The sequence below is a fragment of the Lysinibacillus fusiformis genome, from assembly GCF_002845985.1.
Lineage (GTDB): Bacteria > Bacillota > Bacilli > Bacillales_A > Planococcaceae > Lysinibacillus > Lysinibacillus fusiformis_D.
In genome coordinates, this window is sequence record NZ_PDFK01000003.1 from 792,363 (window position 1) to 818,181 (window position 25,819).

Consider the following 25,819-nt stretch of genomic DNA (forward strand, 5'->3'; position numbering starts at 1 on the left):
TTGTCTTGCATACAATGATAATATTGTATGCACACGATGACAATGATATAATTTTTAAAAAATCAGAAAAAAAGGACCGATCATTATGCAATATTCTGAAAGAATCTTAAAAACACCATCCTCATTTATTCGAAATATTTTGAAAGTAACAGATGCAGAGGATGTTATTTCCTTTGCAGGCGGACTTCCAAATCCCATTTCTTTCCCTATTGATGCGTTAAGAGCATCCGTAGATCATGCTATTACGGAAAATGGTAGCCGACTATTTCAATATTCTTCCACACAAGGTTATGCACCATTACGTGAGTACATTGCCGCAAAGTACCAACGCGTGCATGGGCTTGATGTACAAGCTGAAGATGTCTTTATTACAACAGGCTCACAGCAAGCTCTTGAACTGATTAGTAAAGTACTCATCAATAAAGGCGATGGCATTATCATCGAAGAGCCTGGATACTTAGGAGCCATTCAAGCCTTTACATTAAGTGAGCCTACTTTCTATGGGGTAACACTTGAAAACGATGGTCTTAACTTAGAAGAGTTAGAACGTGCGCTACAACAACCAAATGTAAAATTCATTTATACGGTGCCTAACTTCCAAAACCCAACAGGGCTCACATACTCGAAAGAAAAGCGTGAGCACATTTGCGAAATAGTGGCAAAATACGATGTTGCTTTAATTGAGGATGATCCATATGGAGAGTTACGTTTCCAAGGAGAGCCGCTTCCATATATCGGTGCTGGAAAATTAGATAATAGTATTTTACTAGGTTCTTTCTCTAAAACGGTCACACCTGGTATGCGACTTGGTTTTATCATTACAAAAAATAAAGAGCTTTTACAGCATATTGAAACAGCTAAGCAAGCGTCTGATCTGCATACAAATATTTTCTCGCAATATATCATCTACGATTATTTAGCAAGTAATGACTATTCGGAACATGTCAAAAAAATTATTACATTATATAAAAATCAATCCGAAGCGATGCTTGATGCGATGCAAGAGTTTTTCCCTGCCCATGTAGAATATACAAAACCTGAGGGAGGCATGTTCATCTGGGCAACAATGAAGGATGGTACATCAGCCCTTGATGTATTCCAGAAAGCGATGGAACAAAAGGTTGCCTTTGTGCCTGGAGATCCATTCTATACATCTAAAACGAATGTCAATACAATGCGTCTCAACTATACAAATGCAACACCTGAAGTCATCCGTGAGGGGATTAAACGTTTAGCAAGTATTTTATAAAAATAGTAGCCGTATAAACGCTTTTCATAAGCGCTTATACGGTTTTTTGTTGTTCATAAAAAACAGCCCTCTATCAGGAGAGGGCTGTCTCAAAAGCAATTTATTTTGTATATGTTAACACTGCATTTTTCTTAAATTTTGCTAAAGCTTCTGTTGCCTCATTTTTGTTTGTATACTCAAAAATTCGGACATCCTTTTTATCAAATACTGTAATAACCCACATATGAAAAGCTCCCTTCTCCCATTATTTTTGTAATATAACAACCACCAAAATTTGTGAGACTACTTATCAACTGTTTTATAACAATTCCTTACTTGATTCTTATTTTACGCTGTTTTTTTCAAAAAGAAAGCTTTATGTGAAGTTCTTCACAAACTGTTCAATTTCAAAACGCTTTCATTGAACAATTTGTGAAAACCTTTCTTTTATAGGTATAAAAACAGCCAGTGATATCAGATTTATCCGGTACTTTTCAATTTGTATCCACTACTTTACGCTGCCTATCCACCACTTTTTGATTTCTATCCACCTAAAGCAAAAAAACCGCACAGAAGCACGGTTTTGCTGTAGTAGTAGATTTTTCTTTCATAAGCTTAACAAAATGCTTTTTCTTGCTGTTGCGTTAATTCAATCTCGAAGCCTAGATCCTCCAACATACGATAATCACTATTTGCTTCTTGACCAGCTGTTGTTAAATAATCCCCTACAAAAATACTATTGGCTGCATAGAGACCAAGTGGCTGAAGTGAGCCTAGATTGATTTCTCGCCCTCCAGAAATGCGAATTTCCTTTGTCGGATTGATGTAACGGAATAATGCTAAAACCTTTAAACAGTAGCGAGGATTTAATTCCTTTGTTCCTTCCAGCTTTGTACCATCTATCGCGTTCAAAAAGTTTACAGGAATAGAATCAGCATCTAATTGATGAAGGGCACGTGCAATCTGGACAACATCCTCCTTCGTTTCCTTCATCCCAATAATGGCACCAGAGCAAGGTGAAATTCCATGCTTTTTCACTATCTCCACCGTATTGACACGATCCTCATACGTGTGCGAGGTTGTGATGAAGGCATGATGGCGCTCTGATGTATTTAAATTATGATTGTAGCGATCCACTCCAGCTGCCTTTAATTGCTGTGCCTGCTCTTCTTTTAATAAGCCTAGACAGGCACAAACCTTCAAGCCATACTTTTCTTTAATTTCCGCAACTGCCTCGCTCACTACATTGACATCCTTACGTGTTGGCCCTCGACCACTTGCAACAATACAATACGTCCCAATTTTATTGTCAAACGCTCGTTTAGCACCAGCTAAAATTTCCTCTTTTGTAATAAAAGGATATTTTTCAATAGGAGCAGTTGATTTAGAAGATTGAGAGCAATAACCACAATCCTCAGGACAATAGCCACTTTTGGCATTCATAATCATATTCAGCTTTACTTTTTTACCGTAATAATGCTTCCGAATGACAAAAGCACCGTCCATTAGCTGTAATAGCTCATCATCCTTACTATTTAAGAGAGCAAGTGCCTCCTCATTGCTAATGATCTTACCAGCAATTACTTCTTGTGCTAATTGGTAATAATTCATCCTATCTTCTCCCCCTCCACGTGTGAAATGTTCACAGTTCTTGCCGAATGAAATACTTTATACATTCTTTCTGCCAATAGGGCTGATGTTATTGCTAAGCAAACATCAGCGATAATACTACTGAAAAAGCCGATGACAAAAACATGTGACCAGCTTGATTTCATATCTAACCAGAAATTTAATGCTATATATAAATAAGGAATAGCCACCATATAAATAATGATAAGTCCTATAATCGTTGCTCCAATAAAATGCTTTTTCGTTGGGTTCTCTATTCTTTCAATGATGAACCCAATGACATAGGCAGCTAGGGCAAAGCCAATTAGATAACCAAATGTTGGCTGTAGGACATACGTAAAGCCACCGCCCTGTGTAAAAACAGGTAAGCCTACTAAGCCCACACCGATATAGACAAGCTGACTATAAAAACCATTCCGACTACCCAACAAACACCCTGCTAAAAATACAACAACAATTTGTAATGTAAACGGTACAACAGGCAATGGGATTTTAATAAACGCCCCAATCGCTGTTAGTGCTGCAAACATGGCGATCATGACAAGTGCTAATGTCTGATGTCGCTTAACCAACCTTAGCCCCCCTATCTTGGAAAAACTGTTCGATCGTTTCTTTCGTTGTTTGAATCATGAAGGACATTTCTTCTTCAGAAATAATATAGGGTGGCATAAAATATAAAACATTGCCAAGAGGTCTGATGAGTAGACCTTTTGCTAAAGCTCGCTGATAAATGTGATAGCCGATCCGTTCCTCACTAGCGAATGGTTCCTTTGTCTGTCGATTGGCGACAAGTTCAATAGCTCCCACTAAACCAACTTGTCGATACTCCCCCACATACGGAATATCATGAAAGGCTGCCATGGCTAATTCTCGCATTTGTTGTCCTTTGTGTTGAATCATCTCCATCACTTGCTCCTCTTCAAACATTGTTAACACTTCAAGTGCGACACGACAGGCCAAGGTATTGCCTGAATAACTATGTGAATGTAAAAATGCCTTCATCGTTCCATAGTCGTCATAAAAAGCGTTATAGATTTGATCGGTTGTTAAGACAACAGATAACGGTAAATAACCGCCTGTTAATCCCTTTGATAAACACATAAAATCTGGGGTGATGTCCGCCTGCTCACAGGCAAATAACGTACCTGTCCGACCAAAACCGACAGCAATCTCATCCGCGATGAAATGGACCTCATAGTGTGAACATAATGCTCGCAAGCGCTGCAAATAGATAGGTGGATACATTTTCATACCTGCTGCGGCCTGAATAAGCGGTTCAATAATAACGGCCGTAATTTCCTCATGATGTGCTTGAAGCTGTTCCTCTACAAATTGACTACATGGCGCTTGGCAGCTTGTTGGCTCTTCCTGAAATGGGCAACGGAAGCAATCTGGCCCTTTGGCACGAACAGTATCTAATAAAAGAGGTTGATATACTTCATTGTATAGCCCTACCCCTCCTACCGATAAAGCACCAATGGTTTCCCCATGATAGGCATCTGTCAAAGCGAGGAAGCGCTGTTTCGCTGGTTTTCCTGTCTGCATATGGTATTGAAAGCTCATTTTCAATGCCACCTCAATAGCAGACGAGCCATTATCTGCAAAAAAGACTTTATGTAATTCTTGAGGTGCTAAAGCTGCTAATTTTTCAGCTAAATTTATGGCTGGTTCATGTGTGAAATTAGCGAAAATTGTATGCTCTAATGTAAATGCTTGCTCACTTAAAGCTTGGCTAATTCGCGGATTGGCATGTCCAAATAAATTAACCCACCAAGAGGATACAGCATCCAAATAACGATGATTATGTTCATCATAAAGCCACACACCTTGCCCTTTTTTTATGACGATTGGCGGAAATGCTTCGTAATCCTTCATCTGTGAGCACGGATGCCAAACATGTCGTAAATCTCCTGCCTGCAAGTCAGTTAATGCTTGATTCATAGTGAAAGAGCCTTTCAAACAAAGTAGTGTGTGTCATGGCATAATCCATTAGCTGTGACTTGTCCTTCAGCTGTGGAATAATGGCATAAGGTATAGGATAGTACTGTAAAATTGTTTGTATATTGTCTTGTTCTATACTGCTACCCGTGTCTCCATTAAAGACAATGCCAAGAATATCAATTTGACGAGCGCGCAATGCCTCTATCGTTAACAATGTGTGATTGATCGTCCCAAGTGATGTCCTTGTGACCAACACGACTGGCAGCTTGCTACTGACAATAACATCAAGCAGAGTCGTACCATTTGGAGCAGTGAAAGGAACAAAGAGCCCACCAGCCCCCTCGCATATCACGATATCGTAAGCATCTTGTAAAAATTGAATTTGCTGTAATAGCTCTTTGACATCAATTGACTGTCCCTCTAGCTTGGCAGCATAATGCGGTGATGCCGCTTCCTTCAATGAATAGCTATTAATATGCTCTTGTTGCAGCTTTTGTAAAGAATGCTTTTCATACATAGCTGTATCATGATAATAGCCATGCCCATTTTCGTATACCTCACCTGTTTGCACGGGCTTATAGGGTGTGACTTGCAAACCCTGCCTTTGCAAATGACACATCAACATAGTAGTGACCATCGTTTTACCAACATCCGTATCTGTGCCTACAACCCAAAAATGTCGCATTGTTAACCTCCCCCTCTTTGCGTTAACTAATAACAATATAAAAGTTAACACATTTAATTTCATTTTGTAAATGCCTATTTGCATTTTCTAAGAAACTCGTTTTAAAAAAGGGAATTTTGCGATAATTTATGTAAAACTAAATCATTACCTCCTAAATCCTACTCGAGGCTACTTATTCATAAAATAAAAAGGATTGAAAATAACGCTGATATTGAAAGGAGTTTCATCTCATCTTGTAGTATTACACTGTATGGGGGTGGTTGTATGTTTGGCATTTTTAAAGAATCCGAGAAGATCATCGATACATATGAACAAGTGCATTCAATTTTAAAATCTTTACTGACCTATGAACTAAAAGAATTACCGACCCGTTATGAATTTTGGTATCGTGTGGCGATACGTCTTGAGGAGTTTCGCACATTACAGATGGAGCATCGAACTAAGATTTCGATGACCTCATCTGTTGGACGCTTTCATCAAACACAATATGAGACCATCACACAAAAATTAGCAAAGTTTGAGCGATTAGCTGATATCTATAAGCTATTTTGTATCGAAGAAGAACGAGCAGGATTAAATCATCGCCTTTATTTTCATCAAGAAGCTATTGCTGCTCTCTATGAGCATATACAACATAAGGAGCTTTACACATATTGTGACGATGTTCAACAGCAATTTTGGGAGGCCGTCCGTGATGACATGCTAAATGCAATCGCACACCTCGATTCATGATGTTGGAGGAGGCTGGGACAAAAAGAAAAAATGTTAGACCAAGATACAATCGGTCTGACATTTTTTTGATTTAGGAAGAAATATTTAACTCAATGAGGCGAAAAAACTATTATCTATTTTCGCTATTTTTCAAAATAATGGAGTTCTGTCCCAGCCTCTTGCTGTTTATTAGCCATAAACAGTCCTCCCTGATTGCTTTGCTCTATAGGATATTGCAGTGTTAAAATGACACAAGCGCTAAACCTTCTCTTTCCCATCCGAGATAAAAGTTGGTATATTTTATAATAGGAAGGAGATTTAGTGATATGGTGAACGAGAAGATTTTAATAGTAGAAGATGACATAGATATTATGGAAGTTTTATCGCTAACGCTAGTGAATGCTAACTATACAGTATTAAAGGCACCCTCCCTATCCACTGGTTGGCATCTCGTTGGCACGCAACAACCCGATTTAATCTTGTTAGATGTTAATTTACCGGATGGTACAGGCTTTGAGCTAGCCAAAAAAATCCGAGAAGTATCGGATGCCATTATCATCTTTGTGACCGTCAATCATTTAATTGAACAAAAGCTTGAAGGCTTTGAGGTTGGGGCAGACGATTATATAACAAAGCCATTTATTCCGAAAGAATTATTGGCACGTGTTCAAGCCAATTTAAAAAGAAGAATCCCATCTAAGCAAAATCATGTTGTACATATTGATAATTTATCTATTCATTTTGACGAAAAAAACGTCTATAAAGATGGTCAGCTTCTAAACTTGTTCACAAAGGAAAAACTGCTCCTCTTTTTTCTAATGGAGCATGCAAATCAAGTGATTAGTGTTGACCAGCTCATTGACCATGTTTGGGGCTATGACGGTGTCACCGATTTGAAAACTGTCTCTGTCCATATTAGTACCCTTCGGCGCAAAATTGAAGATGTCCCCTCTAAACCAAAATGGATTCAAACGGTGAGAGGATTTGGCTATCAATTCGTCTATAAAAGAGAGTGATGAGCATTAAGATAAGGCTCATCACTCTTGTTAACTATTTACCAATACTTTCGCTAATGGTAATGTAAAGCTAAATATGCTTCCTTCATTTTCAATGCTTTCAACAAAAATTTCGCCATTATGCTGGTGCACAATTTGCTTACAAATGGCTAATCCGATCCCATGTGAATCGGATGCATGGATATGGGTAGCTCGATAATAGCTATCAAAGATAAAAGGTAAATCCCTCTCAGCAATACCAACACCACTATCGGCTATCGAACAAATCAAATGCTTGTCCTCCACATGCATGGACAATTGAATACCACCACTTGATGTATATTTCATCGCATTAGTCATCATATTTTCAATCACCTGGTTGATTCTTGTCTCATCAATCAGTAGCTGTGCTTCCTGATGACCATAAAAGTGAGCACTATAGGTTAATCCTGACCGTTTGATGTCATCCTTATATCGATTTGCCATTTGTTGATATAATTCCTTTGCCTTTACCTCTGTATAAGAAAATTCTGCTCTACCAGCTTCTAGATTCGCTAAATCAAACAAGTCTTGAATTAAGCTGTTTAATGATAGTAGCCTTTCCTTACTTCTTAGTAAGTATTTCTCTTTAGCCGCTTCCTCCACGATAACGCCCTCAAGCATCAATTCTATATATCCTAAAGTAGAGGTTAGTGGGGAACGTAGCTCATGAGAAATACTATGCAAAAGTTTTTTGCGTTCCAGTTCATTTTTTTCTAAACGTTCATTCATTTTTTTCAAGTGCCGATTGGTTTCATCCAATTCCTTTGTACGTAGCTGTACTCGCTTTTCTAAATCCCCATATATTTTGGCATTTTCAAAAGATACGGCAATTTGAGCAGCTATGACTTTCAGAAGCTGGACATGAGATGGATGGAAGGCATTTGTCAGCAACGTATTCTCAAAATATAAAATCGAAATAATTTCATTTTGATGAACAATCGGTAAGCAAAGAATAGATTTCGCCGTTGAATAAGATAAAAGAGGATGCTGTGTCTTTTGAGCATTTTGAATAATCACATGTTCTTTGCTTTTAAGAACATAGCGTATAATAGACTGCATATTCGCACTAAAGTCCTCTATTTTTTGTTGCTCATACAGCGTAAAGGCATTTTCCGCAGCTTCTGCCTTTGCCAACACCAGTAGTTGCTGCTGCTGTTTATGAATAAAGTAACCACTATCTGCCCCTACATGCTTTAACAGGGAAAACAATATGTTATGCAGGAGATCCTCCATGCGAATGGCTGTTGCAAAAGATTGGGTCGTCTCAAATACAGTCATCATATCAAACGTGAGTGATTGTCTACGCTGACTTTCTGGTTGGCGATTTACTTGATAATCACTTTCCCATCTTCTAGCAATCGTTTCGGCTCCCCATGCTTGCATGCTTTGAATACCATTTAATATATAGTGTCTTGCTGTTTTCATTTGCTGTTTGGCGCGATAATAGTCTGCTGCTCGTTCATAAGCAAGTGCCACATCTTGGATAAAGCCATTCATTTTTGCTAATTGTATAGCTCGGTCATAATAGAGCTCAGCATCTTTTTCTTTGTTGTTGGAACGGTAATTTTCTGCCATTAATAAGATATAGAGATGCTCGTAATTGGCAGGAGAATAACTGGCCCATTTTTTAAATTTTTTTATGCTTTGCTGTATGTCAGATAGATATAAGTGTCGCTCTTGTGCTTCACCATTGAGGCGCTGCAGAAAATGAAATTGCCACATAGCCCGATAAAAATAATAAACGGTAGAAATCGGTAATGTATAGGTTTCTTTACTTAATTCCTTTAAGTCTATCAAAATCGCTTTTCCTTGCTTTTCATCGCCTAATAAAAAGGACATTTGTAAACGTACTGAATAATGCATGATTTTAATAGCAGGTTGATCCTGTATCGTAAAGGAGTACCCCCAATGTACAGGATGATGTGGATCGTGCAGAGCATTCATCCATCCTCCCATTTCAGCTAAAAAATCAATCGATAAAGTACTTGCATGTATGGAAAATTCATCTTGTTGTCGCCTAATTTCCTGCTGTAAATCTTGAATGGAAGCCCCCTGAATAAGTCGAATAACGACAATAAAACAAGAGGCTGAGGATACTAAATGATATAAGCCGAGCTCTTGGCTTTTTTGTTGAGCCTCGTTAATATATTGAATGCTGGCTTCATACGGCTCTGTCCAATGGCTGATAAACACCCCATACACATAATAAGTATGTCCTTTGATATAAATACTCTCTTGCGTATCGGCAACGGTGATGGCCAATTTTCCAAAGCGAGCAGCTTCTTTTATATTGCCAAATCCCGCATTTAAAAGCATGGCATAATTAATCAATACCATGGCACTTTTCGGTGTCGTACCATACTTCAACTGTAGGCGCATGCCTTTCATTAAAAGAATGCCCGTTAAGTTAGGATTTAACAGGAAAGCACTTGCCGTCATATTAATAATTAAATGAATTAATAGATCAATTTCCTTACTATTTGTTGCAGATTGTTGCAATAAATCCTGGTCAGACATATGTCGCAATGCTAATTTTAATAATAGATATTCTTTGAGAAGCTGTGATTTTTTAGGAGCTGCCGTAATTTTCAAATTTGCAACTTGTAACCCCGCCAAGCCTGCTTCTAGACCAATACTAGGATTATCAGATTCAATATATAATATCGTTTTTAAATTATTAATCATCAGCTTTTCTAACACTGTCTCTGAATGCTGCAAAGCTTCTGTTAAATGTATTTCAGAGCGTTCATAGTGCCCTGCAATATATTCACATTCTCCTAAGTTCGCATATAATTTAACAGACAGTTCTCTCCTAGTTATCCAATGATCCGGTGTTAATAGTTCTTTACTAGTTGTAAAAAATTTAAGCGCATTATCAAACAACCCTATTCTTTTAGCCTCTATTCCTAGTTGATAATTCCAGAGAGCCAACTTCTGTTTTTCTTCCCTCGTCAATAATTGCCGGCTGTAATTAAAATGCATAACCATTTCGTTTAAACGATCATGGTCTGCAATCGTTGGAGAATTCTCAGTTAGTAATTGGCCAATTTGATAATGCAGCTTGATGCGCTTTTGTAACGGAATTTCTTGATAGGCTACTTGCTGAATACGATCATGGACAAATTGGAATTTTGTCGAAAATGTATGCAAAATTCCTTCATGTTCAAATGTACTCGCCCATTTATAATGTGCATCTAACGGAATAATAAAACCATTTTCCACAAGTGTTTCTAAATATTTCAATAATGTTTGAGCAGGTAGGGAGACAAGCTTTAAGACATCACTAAATTCAAAACGCTGACCAAAACATGCGACAAGTCGTAAAATAGCATGGATATCGGTCGTTAAATTAGCCATTCTATTCTCAATGAAAGCAAGTAGCTCGTTATTTAAACGAGATAAATTGAATTTCTGACGATTAAACTGCCACTCTTTTGTTGTCGTATTAAAATAAATCGTGTTATCTTGCTGGAGTGAACGGTACACTTCTTTTACAAAGAGTGGATTCCCTTTGGTCAAATTAAATAATTGTTTAGCAATGACCTGTATCGTTTGCGGCTGAGCATTGAAAGATGCCTCAAGCCATTGCTGCACATGTTGTTCCTGAAGAAGGGGTAAAGGAATATGGTGACAATTGGAAAAAACAGTGGTTCTTTGCTCACTTTTTTCCTCTGTGCTGTCCTCATTCACTCGGAATGTCCCAATCATCATAAAGTACCCCGCTCGTTGCTGCTCATAAATTTGTGCCATAATTTCAAGCGTACTCTGATTGGCCCAGTGCAAATCATCAACAAACCATACAACCGGTTTCTTTTGTATTGCAAATGTTAATAAAATTTTTTGAATAGATATAAACGTATAGGAATGGAGCTGTTTTGTATTTTGACGAACCTCCTTTTGAAAGCCTACTTCTTCCTTCACAAACCATTTGAGTTCAGGTAATAAATGAATAAGCTCATCTGTCACAACTAATTTGACTTCCTGGAATAATTTTTTCCATAATTGTACAGATTTTTCACCTTCCATATAAACCAATTTCAATAAATTTCTTAACGGATGAACCACAATGGTATAGTCATTTTCTAATTGTAATTGCTCATACTTCGTTGCAATAAAATAGCCCTTTGCCGCCGCAATTTCACCCTTCAGCTCTTGTACTAGCTTGGATTTTCCATATCCTGCTTGCCCTGAAATAGTGACCATTTTTTTATCACCTTTTGTGACCTGATAAAAGTGAGAGGAAAGCTCTGCAAATTGCTCTTCTCTGCCGTAAAGCTTAGTAGACAATCCCGAATTCAACTGTAAATCCTGTTGACCTAGTGGGAAGTCGTCAAGTGATTTATTTGCCGTAAGTCTATGTTGGATAAAGAGCAAATCCTCTTTCAAACCCATTGCACTTTGATAACGATCAACCGGATTTTTAGCTAAAAGCTTGTCAATAATCTTCCAAAGGAGAGGATGACAACTATTTTGAAGGTTCATCAAGGATTCTGGCTTTTTGGTTAAGATTTCGTAAATTAAATCTACAGCATCCTTTGCTTGAAAAGGTAATTGACCGCCCAATATTTCGTAAAAAATCATACCAAGTGCATATAAATCCGTACGATAATCCACATCTAAATGAAGTCTGCCCGTCTGTTCAGGTGCATAATAAGGTAACTGATCCCGTCTTTCATAGGGATTTTCAATTACAACTGGCGATTCTGCATCATATTTCGAACTAAACTCGGAGCTTAATAATTTTATTTTGAACGAATTTGGATTGATTAATATTTGATCAGGATGAAGGTGCAAATAAAGTAAATTACTTTGTTGCATTTTAATACAAATATTCACAAGCTCAATCGCTATTAGTAGAAATTGATGTAAAGAAATAAGGTTATTTCCGAGTTGCTTTAGGGGCACACCATTAAAATTTTCATAGATAATCGCATATTGTTTATCTATATAATCCATAGCAATCGGCTTCAATAGCCAAGGATTTTGCTCATTGGAAAACAAGGTAAATTCATATTGCAGTTTGGCTCTTGTCTCAGCAGAATTTTGATGAATACTTTTTACGAGTACCAGATTGTTAAATTTCTTCATATACATTCTTTGTAAGTGCCAATCTTGATTAGACTGCAAAAGGATACAATCATTCACAAACGAACCCCCTCTTCTATCTAGTTATACTACCTTCATTTGTTAATTAGAAATCCAACGAAACTAAATCACTATTTATATTTATATACATTTATGCCAAAAATCGAGGTTGTTTTTCAAGCACATTAAAATGAGGTATACAAGAATGTAAATCTTTAAGATACATCCAGAAATTGTATATTAGTGTATAAGCTTATTATACTATTTTTCTATTGAAGGTTCTTCACCTTTTATTCAATACTCAGAAAATTTCACAAAGCTCTATCTAGTTTGGACACGACCTTTACATTCCCTTTCCTCCTACTTTTGTATATGAAATACTATAAAAAACGAAGGTTAAAATTTGGTTAAATAATATTATTATTTTTACAGGCTATACATAAGCCATCTTTATAGAATGGAACATCTTACTTTTACAGACTTACTTTGAGCGATTCATAAAACGGGTGCACGCATATTAGGAGCACCCGTTTTAGGATAGTTATTTTGTTATTCCTTGTTCAAGCATTTGTCTAAACTCTTGTACTTGATCAGCCTTGATGGCTACTTGATTATAGCGCTTTTTTATTCCTAGCATAAATGTCACTTCTACAGGCTCTTTCATTTTCAAAATGAATTGTGGGTAGGCTTCAGCAAAATCACGGGCTATAAAATCAATCGTATCTTTTGATAATTTTCCTTCTAGCTGCTCCTTATCTTCCACGATTGCTGCAATTTGAGCAAATGGAATGGCAGTTCGTTTCATTAGTCCAAGAGATAAATACAATGTATCATTTGTTACGTAAACAGGATTTAAACGAATGGCCTGCATATCTGCTAAAAAGAAAATCACTGAATACATATTAAAAAGGAGCAAAACAATGGAAAGTACTATTGATTTTTCGTGTAGCCACCAGTGAATACCAATCGTTTCAATGGCAATGCCATGAATAATCATGAGCTGAAAAGCGATGTAGCTCGAATTTTTATGTAAAGTTAAGCCCTGACGTTCTTGTCTTTTCCAACTTGCAAAACCATAATATAGCACTAGCATATCCGCACAAATCATCTGAATGATAGCATGCTTGGGTACATGATTTTCTACAGCTTTTGAAAATGAAAAGAGATCTGGCAATGAACTCCTACGCACTTCCATCAGGATTTGGGGCAAATATCGCACGAGTGTTGCTAGTACGACAATTTCTAATAAAATAATAACTGATTCCATCACAAAACCTGCCCATGTCACAGCCACAAATGGCTGAAGATGCTCCATGGGAATCATAAAGCGTGCGGCAATACAGCCTGATGCGGCTAATAAAATGGCGTGCTTGAACGAAAACCTTCCTTTATAAAGCATCCATAATACGGGCATCACCACAATAAAGTCGATCAATGACCCCATGACAACCCCATTCGTTTCGATTGGTAAAATGGATACACCCAATCCAGTGTTATAGAGTGTATAATTGCTGGCTAACACGATTAATAACAAGCCTAGCCATATATTTTGCTTACTTTTTAAAACCATCCTTCCCTATCCCCCTCCTTATTGCTAATTTTACTTTATTTCAAATGGTTAATTTTGTATATATTTTGAGTATAAAAGATGATCTTTTTCCAAACATGTTCAATTATTTTTCACACTTAGAAACTTTTTACGGTAAACATGTGGCGAGTAGCTAGTGTATTCTTTAAATTTTTCGATATAGTAACTGACCGTACTAAAGCCTGTATCACCAGCTATTTCGGTTATAGATAGCTCACCATTCCGCAATAATTCTATGCTTTTGCGCAGTCGGTATTGTAATAAATAGCTAAACGGCGTCATACCCACTATTTTCTTAAAAAAGCGACTGCATTCGGCGCGACTTATATAGACATGACTTGCTAAATCTTCTAACGTTACTTTTTGTTGATAATGTGCATGTAAAAAATCCAACATTACTTTTGCTCGTTCATGCTGTACGATGGAGGATTGATCCATCATTTCTTCTGTCAGCAAGGATTGAGTTAGCATCGATTCCCAAATGAATAGGAGCTCTCTCCAAAACTTTAATTCAAAAAATACGTCTTGTTCCCGCATCAATGCTGCAATCGATGCTATTTTCTGTGCTAACTCCCCCGTCAGCTTGACATAAGGCACTCGATTTTTTGTGATATAAGGCTCAACATATTTTGGGGCAAAGATACTGCCCTCATGACCAGCTATCAGCATTGGGTCCACATTGACACAATAAATCAAAGCTTGTTCAATTTCATAAGGCTTCGCTTCATGCAATACCGAGGCATTGATAAAGAGCCCCTCCCCTTGTTCTAAAATAAATGCATCTCCCCCTACTCGATACTGAGCTCGTCCACTTTTTAAATAAACAAATTGAATTTCCTTATGCCAATGGAGTGGTAGGAAATCCAACCTCTCTAATTGCATGACCGTTTCATACAAGGCAACGGGAAATTCTTTTGTCCCGTGCAGCGTTAATTCTTGTAAATCCTTTGCTATTTTAATATGCGTCAACGGCATCCTTAACACCTCAATATATTGATATTTTTATACGATTAAATCGATATTTATTTGCAATTCTCTCCTTTATAATCACCTTATATTGATAGTTTAGGAGATGTGAACAAATGAATCAAATCATCCAAAGAAATCGTACCATGGGCTTCCTACTTGTTATATTAGGGGCAAGTTTTTGGGGAATAGGTGGGACCGTTGCCCAAAGGTTATTCCAACAAGACGATATAGAAGTGGGCTGGCTTGTATCTAGTCGGCTACTTTTGGCTGGCCTACTGCTACTAGCTATTTATAAAATAACCTACCGTCATGACTCAATTTTTGTCATATGGCGCACGAAACAGAATGCTTTTAAACAAATTTTATTTAGTTTACTCGGCATGCTCGCTGTCCAATATACCTATATGATGTCTATCGCGATTGGTAATTCTGCAGTAGCCACCTTATTACAATATTTAGCACCGCTGTTTATCATGGCTTATTTTTTACTAACGAGGCAAAATCCATTGACAAAACAAGATGGGATTGCCGTCACACTTACACTTGTAGGAACATTTTTATTATTAACAAATGGCTCCGTTTCAACCTTATCAGTTCCTTTTATGGCTGTGCTGTGGGGCGTGTTATCAGGGCTTTCAGTTGCCTTTTATACTCTCTATGCGATTCCACTTTTGCAGCAATTTCATTCATTACTAGTTGTTGGCTGGTCAATGATTATCGGTGGGGCAGTAATGAGTATTTTCCATCCACCTTGGGCGATTGATGTATCAAATTGGACCTTTTCCACTGTTGCTTATTTTCTCTTTATCATTATTTTTGGCACAATGCTCGCTTTTTGGTTTTATATTGCTAGTTTGCACTATCTCTCCCCTAAGGAGTCAAGCTTACTAGGAAGCCTTGAACCATTAATGGCTGTTATTACGAGTGTCTGGTGGTTAAAAATTACCTTTGGGGGCTATCAGTTTATAGGCACATTACTCATTCTTCTTATGATTTTATACCTCACAGTCTTTCAGAAAAAACAGGCTGAAGCGTAACTTATTCAAAATGTCCCGAAAACAATAGTAAATACCTCCTAAAACAGGACTAGTAATATATAAATTTATACATAAAATTTACATATTTCATCTATCTTTTTTCCTGATTTGTCTACTATACTGAATTTAATAGCAGACAAAAGGAGGTATTTTTATGGATAAAAAAGTTATTTTTTTCGAGGTTGAGGGTGGCACAGATAAAGGACCCGACGGCTATCGCCCAGACACCCTACCGATGGTGGATGCCCTAAAGGAACGTGGGCAAGATGCAGAGGTGCTATTTTTTGATGTCACAAAAAAACAGCAAATCTTTGACTATGTGAAGGAACATGGTGTTGCCTATGTATCGCGTATAAACCCTGGTAACTTACAGCATGAGGAAGCGTATTTTACCATGCTACGAGAGCTGTGCCAGGCTGGAATTATCGGAATGCCACATCCTGATGCGATGATTAGCTACGGCTCGAAAGATGCTCTATCAAAGCTTACATCAACGAATTTAGTACCTGATGATACATATGCCTACTACACTATAGAAGCATTCAAAACGCAATTCCCTATCTCCTTAGCTTCGACAGAACGTGTTCTGAAGCAAAATCGTGGTTCAACGGGTGAAGGTATTTGGCGTGTACAATTGATGAATCCGCTTGCCAAGGGCATCACTGAAGTACCACTTGATGCACAAATCAAATGTACAGAAGCGAAAGATAATCATGTTGAATATTGGCAGCTTGGCGAGTTCATGACATTTTGTGAGCCGTATATTACAGGGACGAATGGTATGTTAATCGATATGCGATTTCTTCCGCGAATTACAGAAGGTGAAATTCGCTTATTCATGTTGAGAAACCGCCCTATTTATGTAGTACATAAAAAACCGGCAGATACTGAGGATGCCTTTAGCGCCACACTCTTCTCAGGTGCCCAATATCGCTATGACCAGCCTGCAGATTGGCAAGAGCTCGTACAAAATTTTTTAGCACAACTCCCACAAGTGACGAACCTATTAGGCAATTATGACTTACCATTGATTTGGACGGCTGACTTTATGTTAGATACGAATGAGGCTGGAGAAGATGGTTATATTTTAGGTGAAATGAATTGCTCCTGTGTGGGCTTTACTTCAGAACTATCGCTAGCGCATGAAGTAGCGGAAGAAATTATCGCCTGTATCCATAAGCATCAAGCAGCACTGATGGTACCATAAAAAAAGTGCGATCTAGAAGATCGCACTTTTCATATATAAATCTTAATTGCTTGAATAAATTCATATATAAAATAACCAGCAAAACCAATCAATAAGAATCCTGCAACAATTGTAAATGTCTTAATCATCTTACGGTTCATAGCTTTTCGAGTGACTGACACAATGGTCAGCAAACCGATGTCGTGGAGTAAAATACCGCTAAGAACGCCAGCAGCAATAATTAAAAAGTTTGTCGGCTGTCCTTGTCCATAAGATTTAGCTAGCACTACACCAAATACATTGACCCAAAATACAAGATTACCAGGCGAAATTGCGACCAATAAGCCATTAAAATAAGAGGCAAAAAACGATTTGGTTACTTTTTCTCCTGCTAATGTAATATCATGGTCTGCATTCTTGATAGAATCATAGCCTAACAGGAATAAAAAGCCTGCTCCAATAATCCACATAGGAAGTTGGACCATCGGCATAGCCAAAATAGAGGCTAGTCCCATGTATAAAGCAAAAACTAATACAATGTCAATGGTCATGCCACCAAGCCCTACAGCCCAGCCATGCATAAAACCATTTTTGAGTCCTTGCTTTGTCATTTCTACAGTAATAGCTCCTACAGGCATGGCAATGGCAAGTCCTACCAATACATACGCTACATATAAACTCAAAAAAACACTTCTTTCATGTAATCGATAAGCTTCATACGTCCGTTTATCTTTTTATGATAGCATAAATATACTTAAAATCAAATAATTATTAATGTTTTGCTAGACAGTTTTTAATCGTTATAGCATTTGCTTTTTCCATTGTGTTAACAGATCACGTGACTTTACAAGATCCATTTTCAATGCAACTTGCTTAGCGCTACACCGTTTTTCAGCTTTGTTCCACGCCTCTTCTAATGCAGGTAAATAGCTTAAATTTTTCGTCGCTGCTACTAGCTGTAAAAAAATATTGCCTTGAATATAGTGCCAACGTGGATTCATCCCATCTAGTAGAATAGCTTCTTCAATTAATCGTAATGCCAGATAGGGGCTGCCCTCCTGACGATTCAAAAACTGGGCAAAAGCTCCCCAATAGAGCGCCTTATTGGGCTGCAATTTGATTGCCTCTGCATACTGTGCTGTTGCCTTGTCTCGTTCTTCAGCAAGAACAAAGTATTCCGCCATTGTATAATAAGCATTCGCCTGTGCTTCAATAGACCCTGCTAATAATTCATCGATTACTTTTCCAAATTGCTCATCATCCTGACTCCCAATATAAGCCGTGAGAACATCTCGTTCTGGATAAGAACCATCTGTGCGTTCTACACTTTGTTTCACCTTTTCATCAGTGGGGTGAGGCATACTCGCATACCCGTTCGCCTCTAGCATGGCCACATGCTGTTGGATGAATTGATAGGCCTCCTCTTCAACCACTGCATGATTCATTATTATTCTTTTAGCCAGTTGATAGCTTTCCTTTACCTGTCCACTCAAAAATAAGTCATTAACTTGTTGAACTTGCTCATCCAGTTGTTTTACCACCATTTAAATCCTCCACTTCACAAAAGACAAATCTTATAGCTAGTGTACCATCTTCGCAATAGAAGCAAAAGACAACTTGTCCTAATCTTTCTACAATTCTTTTAATTTAAACGCTTTTACATGCTGTTCAAGTGTATGAGCCATATGATTTGTTTCATTAGAACCTTGTGCTACCTCATCAATACTTGCTGTTGTTTGCTGTGCTGCTACCGTAATCATATTCATCGTTTCTTCTATATCTCTAATGGATTCTGTTAATTGTTGAATCATTTGAACAATACGAGCTGATTTTTCATTTTCAGCGGTCATAGCATGAGAAAGCATAATCATTTCTTCTACCGTTGTGGCTACTGCTGTGGAAATATTGCCTAAAGATTGCGCGGTTAAACGCACTGTCTCTGTGCCTTTTTCGATATATTGCGTATTATCATTCGTAGATGTCATCACTTGCTGAACATGTTTCATAATGTCTTGAATTAGCTGTTCGACTTGTAAAACCTCTTGATTGGACTGCTCGGCAAGCTTGCGTACTTCCTCAGCAACAATGGCAAAACCCTTCCCATGCTCCCCTGCTCTAGCCGCCTCGATGGAAGCATTCAAAGCTAGTAAATTCGTTTGGGAGGCTATAGTAGCAATAGAGGTAGTAATCGTTTGTATTTTGGTTGCTGATGTGACCAAGTTTTCGACTGTTTGTCGAACTTCACCTGAACCGTTATGAATCAATGCCATATCATTACTTATATCCTTCGCTAGTCGCTCACCCTCTGTTGCTAATTTCATCGTTTGTCGAGCATTCTCAGCACTGTCATTGGCATTGTGCTGTATCATTTGAAGGTCCTCTGCTAAAGATGTCAGAACATCTGTCGCATTTTCAGCATGATGCATCCCTTCCGTCACAGCACTTGTGACCTCTTCGATATTGTTCGCAACACCTTGAATCGTATTACTCATATCGTGCAACGTGGAAGCGGTTTCATCTGAGTTATTAGCTAAAGTATTAGAAGTGGAGCGCATCGTCATAATCATATTTTGCAAATTAGCGGTCATTCGATTTAAGGTATTTGCTAAATCCTCTACTTCATCCTTACTATGAATTTTTGTTTCAGGTACAGCTAAATTCCCATTCGCAATTTCTTTAGCCTGCTGAATTAGCACACTAATCGGTTTCACTTTTCGACGAATTAAAAAGCCTGTAATGATCGAAGCAATAAGCATAGGGAAAATACTTATTAAGATACCATTTCGCACGACATCCCACGTTCGTTCTTTTACGATATTGGCATCAAAATCGATGACACTAATTGCAATGATTTCTTTACTAGAATCATGGTCTTTAAAAATAGGTGCATAGCCTGATAAGCGATCCATACCAGCAAAATTATAGGGCTGTGAGTATGTTGGATGCTTATGTGTCAGCAACATATCAATGGCTTCTTTATCTAAATAAAATGAATCGCCAGGTGCGAGACCTTCCTCAGCTAAATGTTCATCCAGCGCTAATAATGTGCCATCGAGTGCTAAAATATATTGCGTTTGAAAAATGTCCTTATGGCCCGTTGTCCAGTTTAAATCATGTCCAATACGCGCCTGTGCATCTTGATCGCCCTGAATGGCCTTGTCCATTAATGCTGGATCAATTAAACCTGTTGTGATATTGGCACAACCATAGGCCTCCACGCCAGCAGCATCATATAGTTTATTGTAAGCAGTTATGTATGTAGCGAACGACGTAATCCCTAGCATCACCACTAAAATACCAGCAATAATCGTCCCAAGTTGAAAAGTTAATGAATTGCGTAATTTCACCATTCATCCTCTCCCCTTTCTAATAATCATCTATGAATATTCCCTATTATTCCTCAATCATACTACAAAAAGATGTATTTAAAAAGCATCTTTAATATTACTAATATAATAAAAGTGATGGATAAAAGTTCTGAATTATGCGATAATTGAAGCGAACTCTCTTCATCATGGAGCATTACCTTATCATCTAATAGGAGGGCTTGCTATGAATAAACGCTTTCATTTTATATCGCTTGTTACAGGAAATTTGTTAACGATAGGAGCTATTTTTATTTATGCTATACAAAGTCAAGTGCATGTAGCCCTCAGTACGTATGCTCTTGTGATGGGGTTTTTAAGTACATTACTTGTGGTTTTCTTTTATATATGGGGAGAAGAAAAACAACAGATACCCAATCGCTTTTTGAAATAATTAGCATAAAATTAGCCTTTTTTGACACACTAAAACGATTGAAAGCAGTTGATTTTATTATGCTGTACATCCCTTTTACCTTATAGGGTGAAAGGGATTTTTTATGTACAGCTCAAAAGGTGAGAAAAATAAAGCACATGAAATTCTATGATGAGAGGCTAGATTAGTTTGAACAACTTCATCTAACAAAATCTACAAATGAGCTCAATAAATTAGTTTTTTTCATACACAATTAGCTACTTTCTCGAGGTATTCCCCTCTGATTACGTCTAATTATTGTAGTAAAATAAAAATTTTTGTAGAAATTTTTAAAACAATGATTGAGTAGTATATCAATTTTCTGTATAATCAGCTTGTTTGACAATACTTTATATGAACTTGGGGGTAGACAATTGGGTAAAGCATTGATTATCGGAGCTGGCGGAGTTGCCAGTGTTGTGGTACACAAGTGTGTTCAAAATTCGGACGTATTTGAGGAAATTTGTATCGCAAGTAGAACTGTTTCAAAATGTGACGCTCTAAAAGAAAAACTAGACGGCGGAAAAACAAAAATTCATACTGCACAGGTAGACGCGGATAATACAGAAGAGGTTATTGAGCTTATTAAAGCTTTCGGACCAGATGTTGTGATTAACGTGGCATTACCTTATCAGGACTTAACGATTATGGATGCTTGCTTAGCGACAGGTGTGCACTATGTGGATACTGCAAACTACGAGCCACCTGAAACGGCAAAATTTGAATATAAATGGCAATGGGCTTATAAAGAGAAGTTTGAAAAAGCCGGCTTAACTGCATTACTTGGTAGCGGTTTTGATCCAGGTGTAACAGGCGTTTTCACAGCTCATGCTCAAAAACATGAATTTGATGAAATTCACTATATTGATATCGTGGATGCGAATGCGGGAGATCATGGCTACCATTTCGCAACAAACTTCAACCCAGAAATTAACATTCGTGAAATTACAGCGAATGGTCGTTACTGGAAAGAAGGCAAGTGGGTTGAAACAGCACCACTTGAGAAAAAAGAAGTGTATAACCTTCCAGAAATCGGACCAAAAGATATTTATCTTCTATACCATGAAGAGCTTGAATCACTTGCAAAAAATATCAAAGGTTTAAAACAAATCCGCTTCTGGATGACGTTCTCTGAAAAATACTTAACACACTTAAAAGTATTAGAAAACGTTGGTATGACATCTATTGAACCAATCGAATTTGAAGGTCAAATGATTCAACCAATCCACTTCCTTAAAGCGGTATTGCCAGATCCAGCTTCTCTTGGACCACGTACAAAAGGTAAAACAAATATCGGTTGTATCATCCGCGGTCTAAAAGATGGGCAAGAAAAAACGTATTATGTCTACAACGTATGTGACCATGAAGAGTGCTATAACGAGGTGGGTTCTCAAGCGATTTCTTACACAACAGGTGTACCAGCTATGATCGGTGCTATGCTTGTGATGAATGGCGAATGGCGTAAACCAGGTGTTTGGAATGTAGAAGACTTCAATCCAGATCCATTCATGGATGCACTAAATAAATGGGGTCTACCATGGCAAGAAAGTCATAACCCAGAATTACTTGACCTTGATTTAGATGCAAAGGAATTAAGCCGATGAAACCAATTGATTTTTCAAAAGTTCCATCCCCTTCTTATGTAGTGGATGAGCGATTATTAACAAAAAATCTTGAGCTTTTAAAATCAATTCAAGATCGTACAGGCTGCCGCATTTTACTAGCCCTGAAAGGCTTTTCCATGCATTCAACATTCCCATTAGTTGGGGAATATTTAGCAGGTATTACTGCTAGCTCCTTGCATGAAGCACGTCTAGGCTATGAAAAAATGGGCAAGGAAGTACACGTCTATGCTCCTGCTTATATTGAGCATGAAATGGACGAGCTTCTAGGCTATGTGGATCACATCGTGTTTAACTCATTTAACCAATGGGCTCAGTTCAAAGAGAAAGTAAAATCTACTGGAAAAACAATTGAATGTGGTATTCGTGTGAATCCTGAGTACTCTGAAATTGAAACAGCACTTTACGATCCTTGCTACACGAACTCTCGCCTTGGTACAACTTTGGCTAACTTCGATAAATCACAGCTTGACGGCATTGATGGCTTACATTTCCATGCGATGTGTGAACAAAATTCCGACACGTTAGAACGTATTATTGAAGTAGTAGAAGAAAAATTTGGTGATGTGTTACATCAAATGAAATGGTTAAACTTCGGTGGTGGCCACCATATTACGCGTGCAGATTATGATGTCGAAAAACTTGTTAACATCATTAACTATATTCAAGAAAAATACAACCTGCTTGTTTACTTAGAACCAGGCGAAGCGGTAGCACTTAATACAGGCTATTTAGTCGCTACAGTACTTGATATTCAAAAAAATGGCATGGACCTTGCTATTTTAGATACGTCAGCAACATGTCATATGCCTGATGTACTTGAAATGCCGTACCGTCCAATGATTATCGGTTCTGGTCAAGCAAATGAATTCGCGCATACGTATCGCTTAGGCGGACTTACATGTCTTGCTGGTGATGTAATTGGTGATTATTCATTTGATCAGCCATTAAAACCAGGCGATCGTCTTGTCTTTACAGATATGGCTCATTATTCTATGGTTAAAAACCATATGTTTAATGGTGTCAACTTACCTTCTATCGTTTCTTATAACGATGAAGAAGGCAGTAAAGTCATTCGTGAATTTAAATTTGAAGACTACAGTGGTCGACTGTCTTAATAACAAACGAAAAGCCCTTCCCAGTTTGCTGGAAGGGCTTTTTATTATGACCATATTGTCAACCTATGAAAAAAGACGATGTCCATAAACATTTGGTGAGACGAGAGGTTGATAGCCGTTCCGCCATGTTGCAAAGGTGTCTTTTCTTTATCTTATGCCTTTATTTAAATGTGAAGGGATTAGTCACAACAAGGCTACTTGAGTCCCGTGGAATAGCTAGCCCCTAGGTTTTGCTCTGCGCGAAAGCAATGCGTCAGCGACAAGCCTTTTCGCCGTACACAAAATCCTAGTGATTGTGTTGTTTTTTCAACACTAAGAAAACTTAGAGTGCCTATGCCTCCACGTTTTCTTTTTCATTTTCAAGCATTTTGTGTAAATAATCGATAATCTCACGAATGCCATCTAATGAATTGACCAATATTTTTGGATCGACATAAGTAATCATACGGTTCTCAAGATTAGCTACAGCCGTAAAGTAGCGTGTTTTACTGTAATTAACAAGGCCCAATTGTTGAAGTACTGAATCATCAAAATCAAGAATTTCTCGAGCTTCTGTCACCAGTAATCCATAATTAACCACGTCTGTATTTAAAACAATAATACGAGCAGTTGCTGTATTAGATGAGCGGTTGTACAATATTCGTTCAAAATCAAGAACAGGTACAAGCTCACCACGAATTCTTGTAAAGCCTAAAAGATAATTAGGTAAATGAGGGATAGGTGTTACATGCTCTAATTTTTCAATTGAAATTGCTTGCTCCACAGGCACTGCGTATTCCTCTGTCCCACAAGCAAAAACGACTGCTTTGACACTTTCCATGCGGTCACATCCTTCTATTTGACTGTTAGTTTTTCGCCGATTCTTTGACGATTTCTACAAGTAAATCTGCTAATTTTTCTAATTCTTCTACTGGTATTTTTTCATTTGTTGTATGAATGTCTTCATAGCCAACTGATAAATTAACGGTAGGAATGCCAAAGCCTGCAATCACATTCGCATCCGAGCCGCCACCTGAAATACCTAATGTTGGTGTACGATCAATATTGCGTGCAGCTGCGATGGCTACTTGAACTACTTTATCTGTTTCTGTTACACGGAATCCTGGATACATCAGCTTCACTTCTACTTCAGCACGTGCGCCTAGTGAAGCCGAAACTTGCTCAAAAGTTTCCTTCATATGCTTTGTTTGTGCATCTAATTTAGCTTGGTCAATAGAGCGCGCTTCTGCTAAAATTGTCACTTCATCACAAACAATATTCGTCGCTTGTCCACCCTCAAAACGTCCAATATTTGCAGTCGTTTCTTCATCTAAACGACCTAGCTTCATTTGAGCGATACATTTTGATGCCACTGTAATAGCGGAAATACCCTTTTCAGGAGCCACCCCTGCATGTGCCGTTTTGCCAATAATCTTCGCAATAATTTTCGCTTGGAATGGTGCTGCAGTCACGATGCCTCCCACTTTCCCATCACTGTCTACTGCAAAGCCATATTTCGCCTTAATCATGGTTGGATCTAGCTCTTTTGCTCCAACAAGCCCACTTTCTTCACCAGCCGTAATAATAAATTCAATATCTCCATGTGCAATATTTTGCTCTTTTAAACATTTTACCATCTCTAAAAGTGCTGCTAGACCAGCCTTATCGTCAGCACCTAAAATCGTCGTGCCATCTGATACGATATAACCATCTTCACGTAGAGAAGGTTTAATACCTTTCCCTGGAACAACTGTATCCATATGAGACGTAAAGTAAATTGGCTCCACATCTAATGTGCCTTTTAATGTAGCAATAATATTACCTGCTCCATGTCCATTACGCGTATGAGCATCGTCTTGGATAACTGTAAAACCAAGTGCAGTTAATTTTTCTACAAGAATTGGTGCAATTACTTGTTCATGTTTTGTTTCTGAATCAATTTGAACGAGCTCAAAAAACTCTTCTACTAAACGACTTGTCATGTTGTAAAACTCCCTTAGTTTACGTGTTTTGCCACGTTATAGTATATGTACTATTTTAGCACAAGGTCAGAAGAGTTGAAATCATTGAACAATCCTACCAAACTAAAAAGTCTGAGAAAAATTCTCAGACTTTCCCATATTGTTGAAAAAAGGTGATGCCAATAGCAGAAAAAGAACCTTTAGCAAGGTGAGAGGTTGATGTCCGTTCCGCCAGCGTCCTTTCCAGGGTCTCACCTATGACGCTA

21 protein-coding genes are annotated in these 25,819 nt (G+C 37.9%); 8 read left to right on the forward strand and 13 right to left on the reverse strand.

Features of this window, described 5'->3' with window-relative positions; translation table 11 throughout:
• Positions 1–85 precede the first annotated feature (85 nt).
• On the forward strand, positions 86–1,249 hold the full coding sequence (locus CRI88_RS14475) for an aminotransferase-like domain-containing protein (RefSeq protein ID WP_089934721.1): 1,164 nt from the start codon (positions 86–88) through the stop codon (positions 1,247–1,249).
• Positions 1,250–1,349: 100 nt separating this feature from the next.
• Here the strand turns inward: CRI88_RS14475 and CRI88_RS22950 are convergent, their stop codons facing one another.
• The 5 genes from CRI88_RS22950 to bioD form a co-directional block, all read right to left on the reverse strand.
• Positions 1,350–1,472: a hypothetical protein gene (locus tag CRI88_RS22950; protein ID WP_255358819.1), complete on the reverse strand. Its 123-nt coding sequence runs from the start codon at positions 1,470–1,472 to the stop codon at positions 1,350–1,352.
• A gap of 371 nt (positions 1,473–1,843) precedes the next feature.
• On the reverse strand, positions 1,844–2,839 hold the full coding sequence (gene bioB, locus CRI88_RS14480) for a biotin synthase BioB (RefSeq protein ID WP_058844505.1): 996 nt from the start codon (positions 2,837–2,839) through the stop codon (positions 1,844–1,846).
• Positions 2,836–3,396: a biotin transporter BioY gene (locus CRI88_RS14485; protein WP_369802783.1), complete on the reverse strand. Its 561-nt coding sequence runs from the start codon at positions 3,394–3,396 to the stop codon at positions 2,836–2,838. The genes bioB and CRI88_RS14485 overlap by 4 nt, the downstream gene beginning before the upstream one ends.
• 25 nt (positions 3,397–3,421) lie before the next feature.
• Entirely contained in the window at positions 3,422–4,798 is a 1,377-nt protein-coding gene (bioA, locus tag CRI88_RS14490; protein WP_101966773.1) for an adenosylmethionine--8-amino-7-oxononanoate transaminase, read from the reverse strand.
• Entirely contained in the window at positions 4,779–5,483 is a 705-nt protein-coding gene (gene bioD / locus CRI88_RS14495) for a dethiobiotin synthase (protein WP_058844504.1), read from the reverse strand. The genes bioA and bioD overlap by 20 nt, the downstream gene beginning before the upstream one ends.
• A 264-nt stretch (positions 5,484–5,747) precedes the next feature.
• Here bioD and CRI88_RS14500 point away from each other — a divergent pair, with 264 nt between their 5' ends.
• Both CRI88_RS14500 and CRI88_RS14505 read left to right on the forward strand, forming a co-directional pair.
• Positions 5,748–6,215 carry a hypothetical protein gene (locus tag CRI88_RS14500; RefSeq protein ID WP_058844503.1) on the forward strand — a complete coding sequence of 156 codons (468 nt, stop codon included), beginning with the start codon at positions 5,748–5,750 and terminating at the stop codon, positions 6,213–6,215.
• Positions 6,216–6,520: 305 nt separating this feature from the next.
• Positions 6,521–7,210, forward strand: a complete 690-nt coding sequence (locus CRI88_RS14505; RefSeq protein ID WP_036119936.1) for a response regulator transcription factor — start codon at positions 6,521–6,523, stop codon at positions 7,208–7,210.
• A 30-nt stretch (positions 7,211–7,240) separates the two neighbouring features.
• On the opposite strand, the gene CRI88_RS14510 is transcribed toward CRI88_RS14505, so the two are convergent.
• The 3 genes from CRI88_RS14510 to CRI88_RS14520 form a co-directional block, all read right to left on the reverse strand.
• Positions 7,241–12,376 carry an ATP-binding protein gene (locus tag CRI88_RS14510; RefSeq protein ID WP_089934718.1) on the reverse strand — a complete coding sequence of 1,712 codons (5,136 nt, stop codon included), beginning with the start codon at positions 12,374–12,376 and terminating at the stop codon, positions 7,241–7,243.
• A gap of 481 nt (positions 12,377–12,857) precedes the next feature.
• Positions 12,858–13,886 (reverse strand): beta-carotene 15,15'-monooxygenase, encoded by a 1,029-nt coding sequence (locus CRI88_RS14515; RefSeq protein WP_101966774.1) that lies wholly within the window; start codon positions 13,884–13,886, stop codon positions 12,858–12,860.
• Between the two features lie 99 nt (positions 13,887–13,985).
• Positions 13,986–14,879, reverse strand: coding sequence for an AraC family transcriptional regulator (locus CRI88_RS14520; protein ID WP_058844500.1), 894 nt, complete (start codon positions 14,877–14,879; stop codon positions 13,986–13,988).
• Between the two features lie 107 nt (positions 14,880–14,986).
• Between CRI88_RS14520 and CRI88_RS14525 the strand changes: the two genes are divergently transcribed.
• Together CRI88_RS14525 and CRI88_RS14530 are read left to right on the forward strand one after the other, a co-directional pair.
• Positions 14,987–15,910 (forward strand): DMT family transporter, encoded by a 924-nt coding sequence (locus CRI88_RS14525; RefSeq protein WP_058844499.1) that lies wholly within the window; start codon positions 14,987–14,989, stop codon positions 15,908–15,910.
• Between the two features lie 154 nt (positions 15,911–16,064).
• A complete protein-coding gene (locus CRI88_RS14530; RefSeq protein WP_058844498.1) occupies positions 16,065–17,117 on the forward strand; it encodes a Cj0069 family protein in 1,053 nt (350 codons plus the stop codon).
• 29 nt (positions 17,118–17,146) lie between these two features.
• Here the strand turns inward: CRI88_RS14530 and CRI88_RS14535 are convergent, their stop codons facing one another.
• The 3 genes from CRI88_RS14535 to CRI88_RS14545 form a co-directional block, all read right to left on the reverse strand.
• Positions 17,147–17,779, reverse strand: a complete 633-nt coding sequence (locus tag CRI88_RS14535; RefSeq protein WP_036119920.1) for a LysE family translocator — start codon at positions 17,777–17,779, stop codon at positions 17,147–17,149.
• A 117-nt stretch (positions 17,780–17,896) separates the two neighbouring features.
• Positions 17,897–18,640, reverse strand: a complete 744-nt coding sequence (locus CRI88_RS14540; RefSeq protein WP_036119916.1) for a tetratricopeptide repeat protein — start codon at positions 18,638–18,640, stop codon at positions 17,897–17,899.
• An 87-nt stretch (positions 18,641–18,727) separates the two neighbouring features.
• Entirely contained in the window at positions 18,728–20,446 is a 1,719-nt protein-coding gene (locus CRI88_RS14545; protein ID WP_230593774.1) for a methyl-accepting chemotaxis protein, read from the reverse strand.
• A 202-nt stretch (positions 20,447–20,648) separates the two neighbouring features.
• On the opposite strand from CRI88_RS14545, the gene CRI88_RS14550 reads away from it, so the two are divergent.
• The 3 genes from CRI88_RS14550 to nspC all read left to right on the forward strand — a co-directional run bounded on the left by CRI88_RS14550 (position 20,649) and on the right by nspC (position 23,613).
• Positions 20,649–20,855 carry a hypothetical protein gene (locus tag CRI88_RS14550; protein WP_058844497.1) on the forward strand — a complete coding sequence of 69 codons (207 nt, stop codon included), beginning with the start codon at positions 20,649–20,651 and terminating at the stop codon, positions 20,853–20,855.
• 392 nt (positions 20,856–21,247) lie between these two features.
• A complete protein-coding gene (locus tag CRI88_RS14555; protein WP_036119909.1) occupies positions 21,248–22,477 on the forward strand; it encodes a saccharopine dehydrogenase family protein in 1,230 nt (409 codons plus the stop codon).
• Positions 22,474–23,613 (forward strand): carboxynorspermidine decarboxylase, encoded by a 1,140-nt coding sequence (gene nspC / locus CRI88_RS14560; protein WP_058844496.1) that lies wholly within the window; start codon positions 22,474–22,476, stop codon positions 23,611–23,613. Before CRI88_RS14555 ends, nspC begins: the two co-directional genes overlap by 4 nt.
• 331 nt (positions 23,614–23,944) lie before the next feature.
• Here nspC and CRI88_RS14565 read toward each other — a convergent pair whose 3' ends face one another.
• Both CRI88_RS14565 and CRI88_RS14570 read right to left on the reverse strand, forming a co-directional pair.
• Complete coding sequence (locus CRI88_RS14565) at positions 23,945–24,433, reverse strand: chemotaxis protein CheW (protein ID WP_036119903.1); 489 nt, start codon at positions 24,431–24,433, stop codon at positions 23,945–23,947.
• Between the two features lie 25 nt (positions 24,434–24,458).
• Entirely contained in the window at positions 24,459–25,574 is a 1,116-nt protein-coding gene (locus tag CRI88_RS14570; RefSeq protein ID WP_058844495.1) for a M20/M25/M40 family metallo-hydrolase, read from the reverse strand.
• Positions 25,575–25,819: the final 245 nt, after the last annotated feature.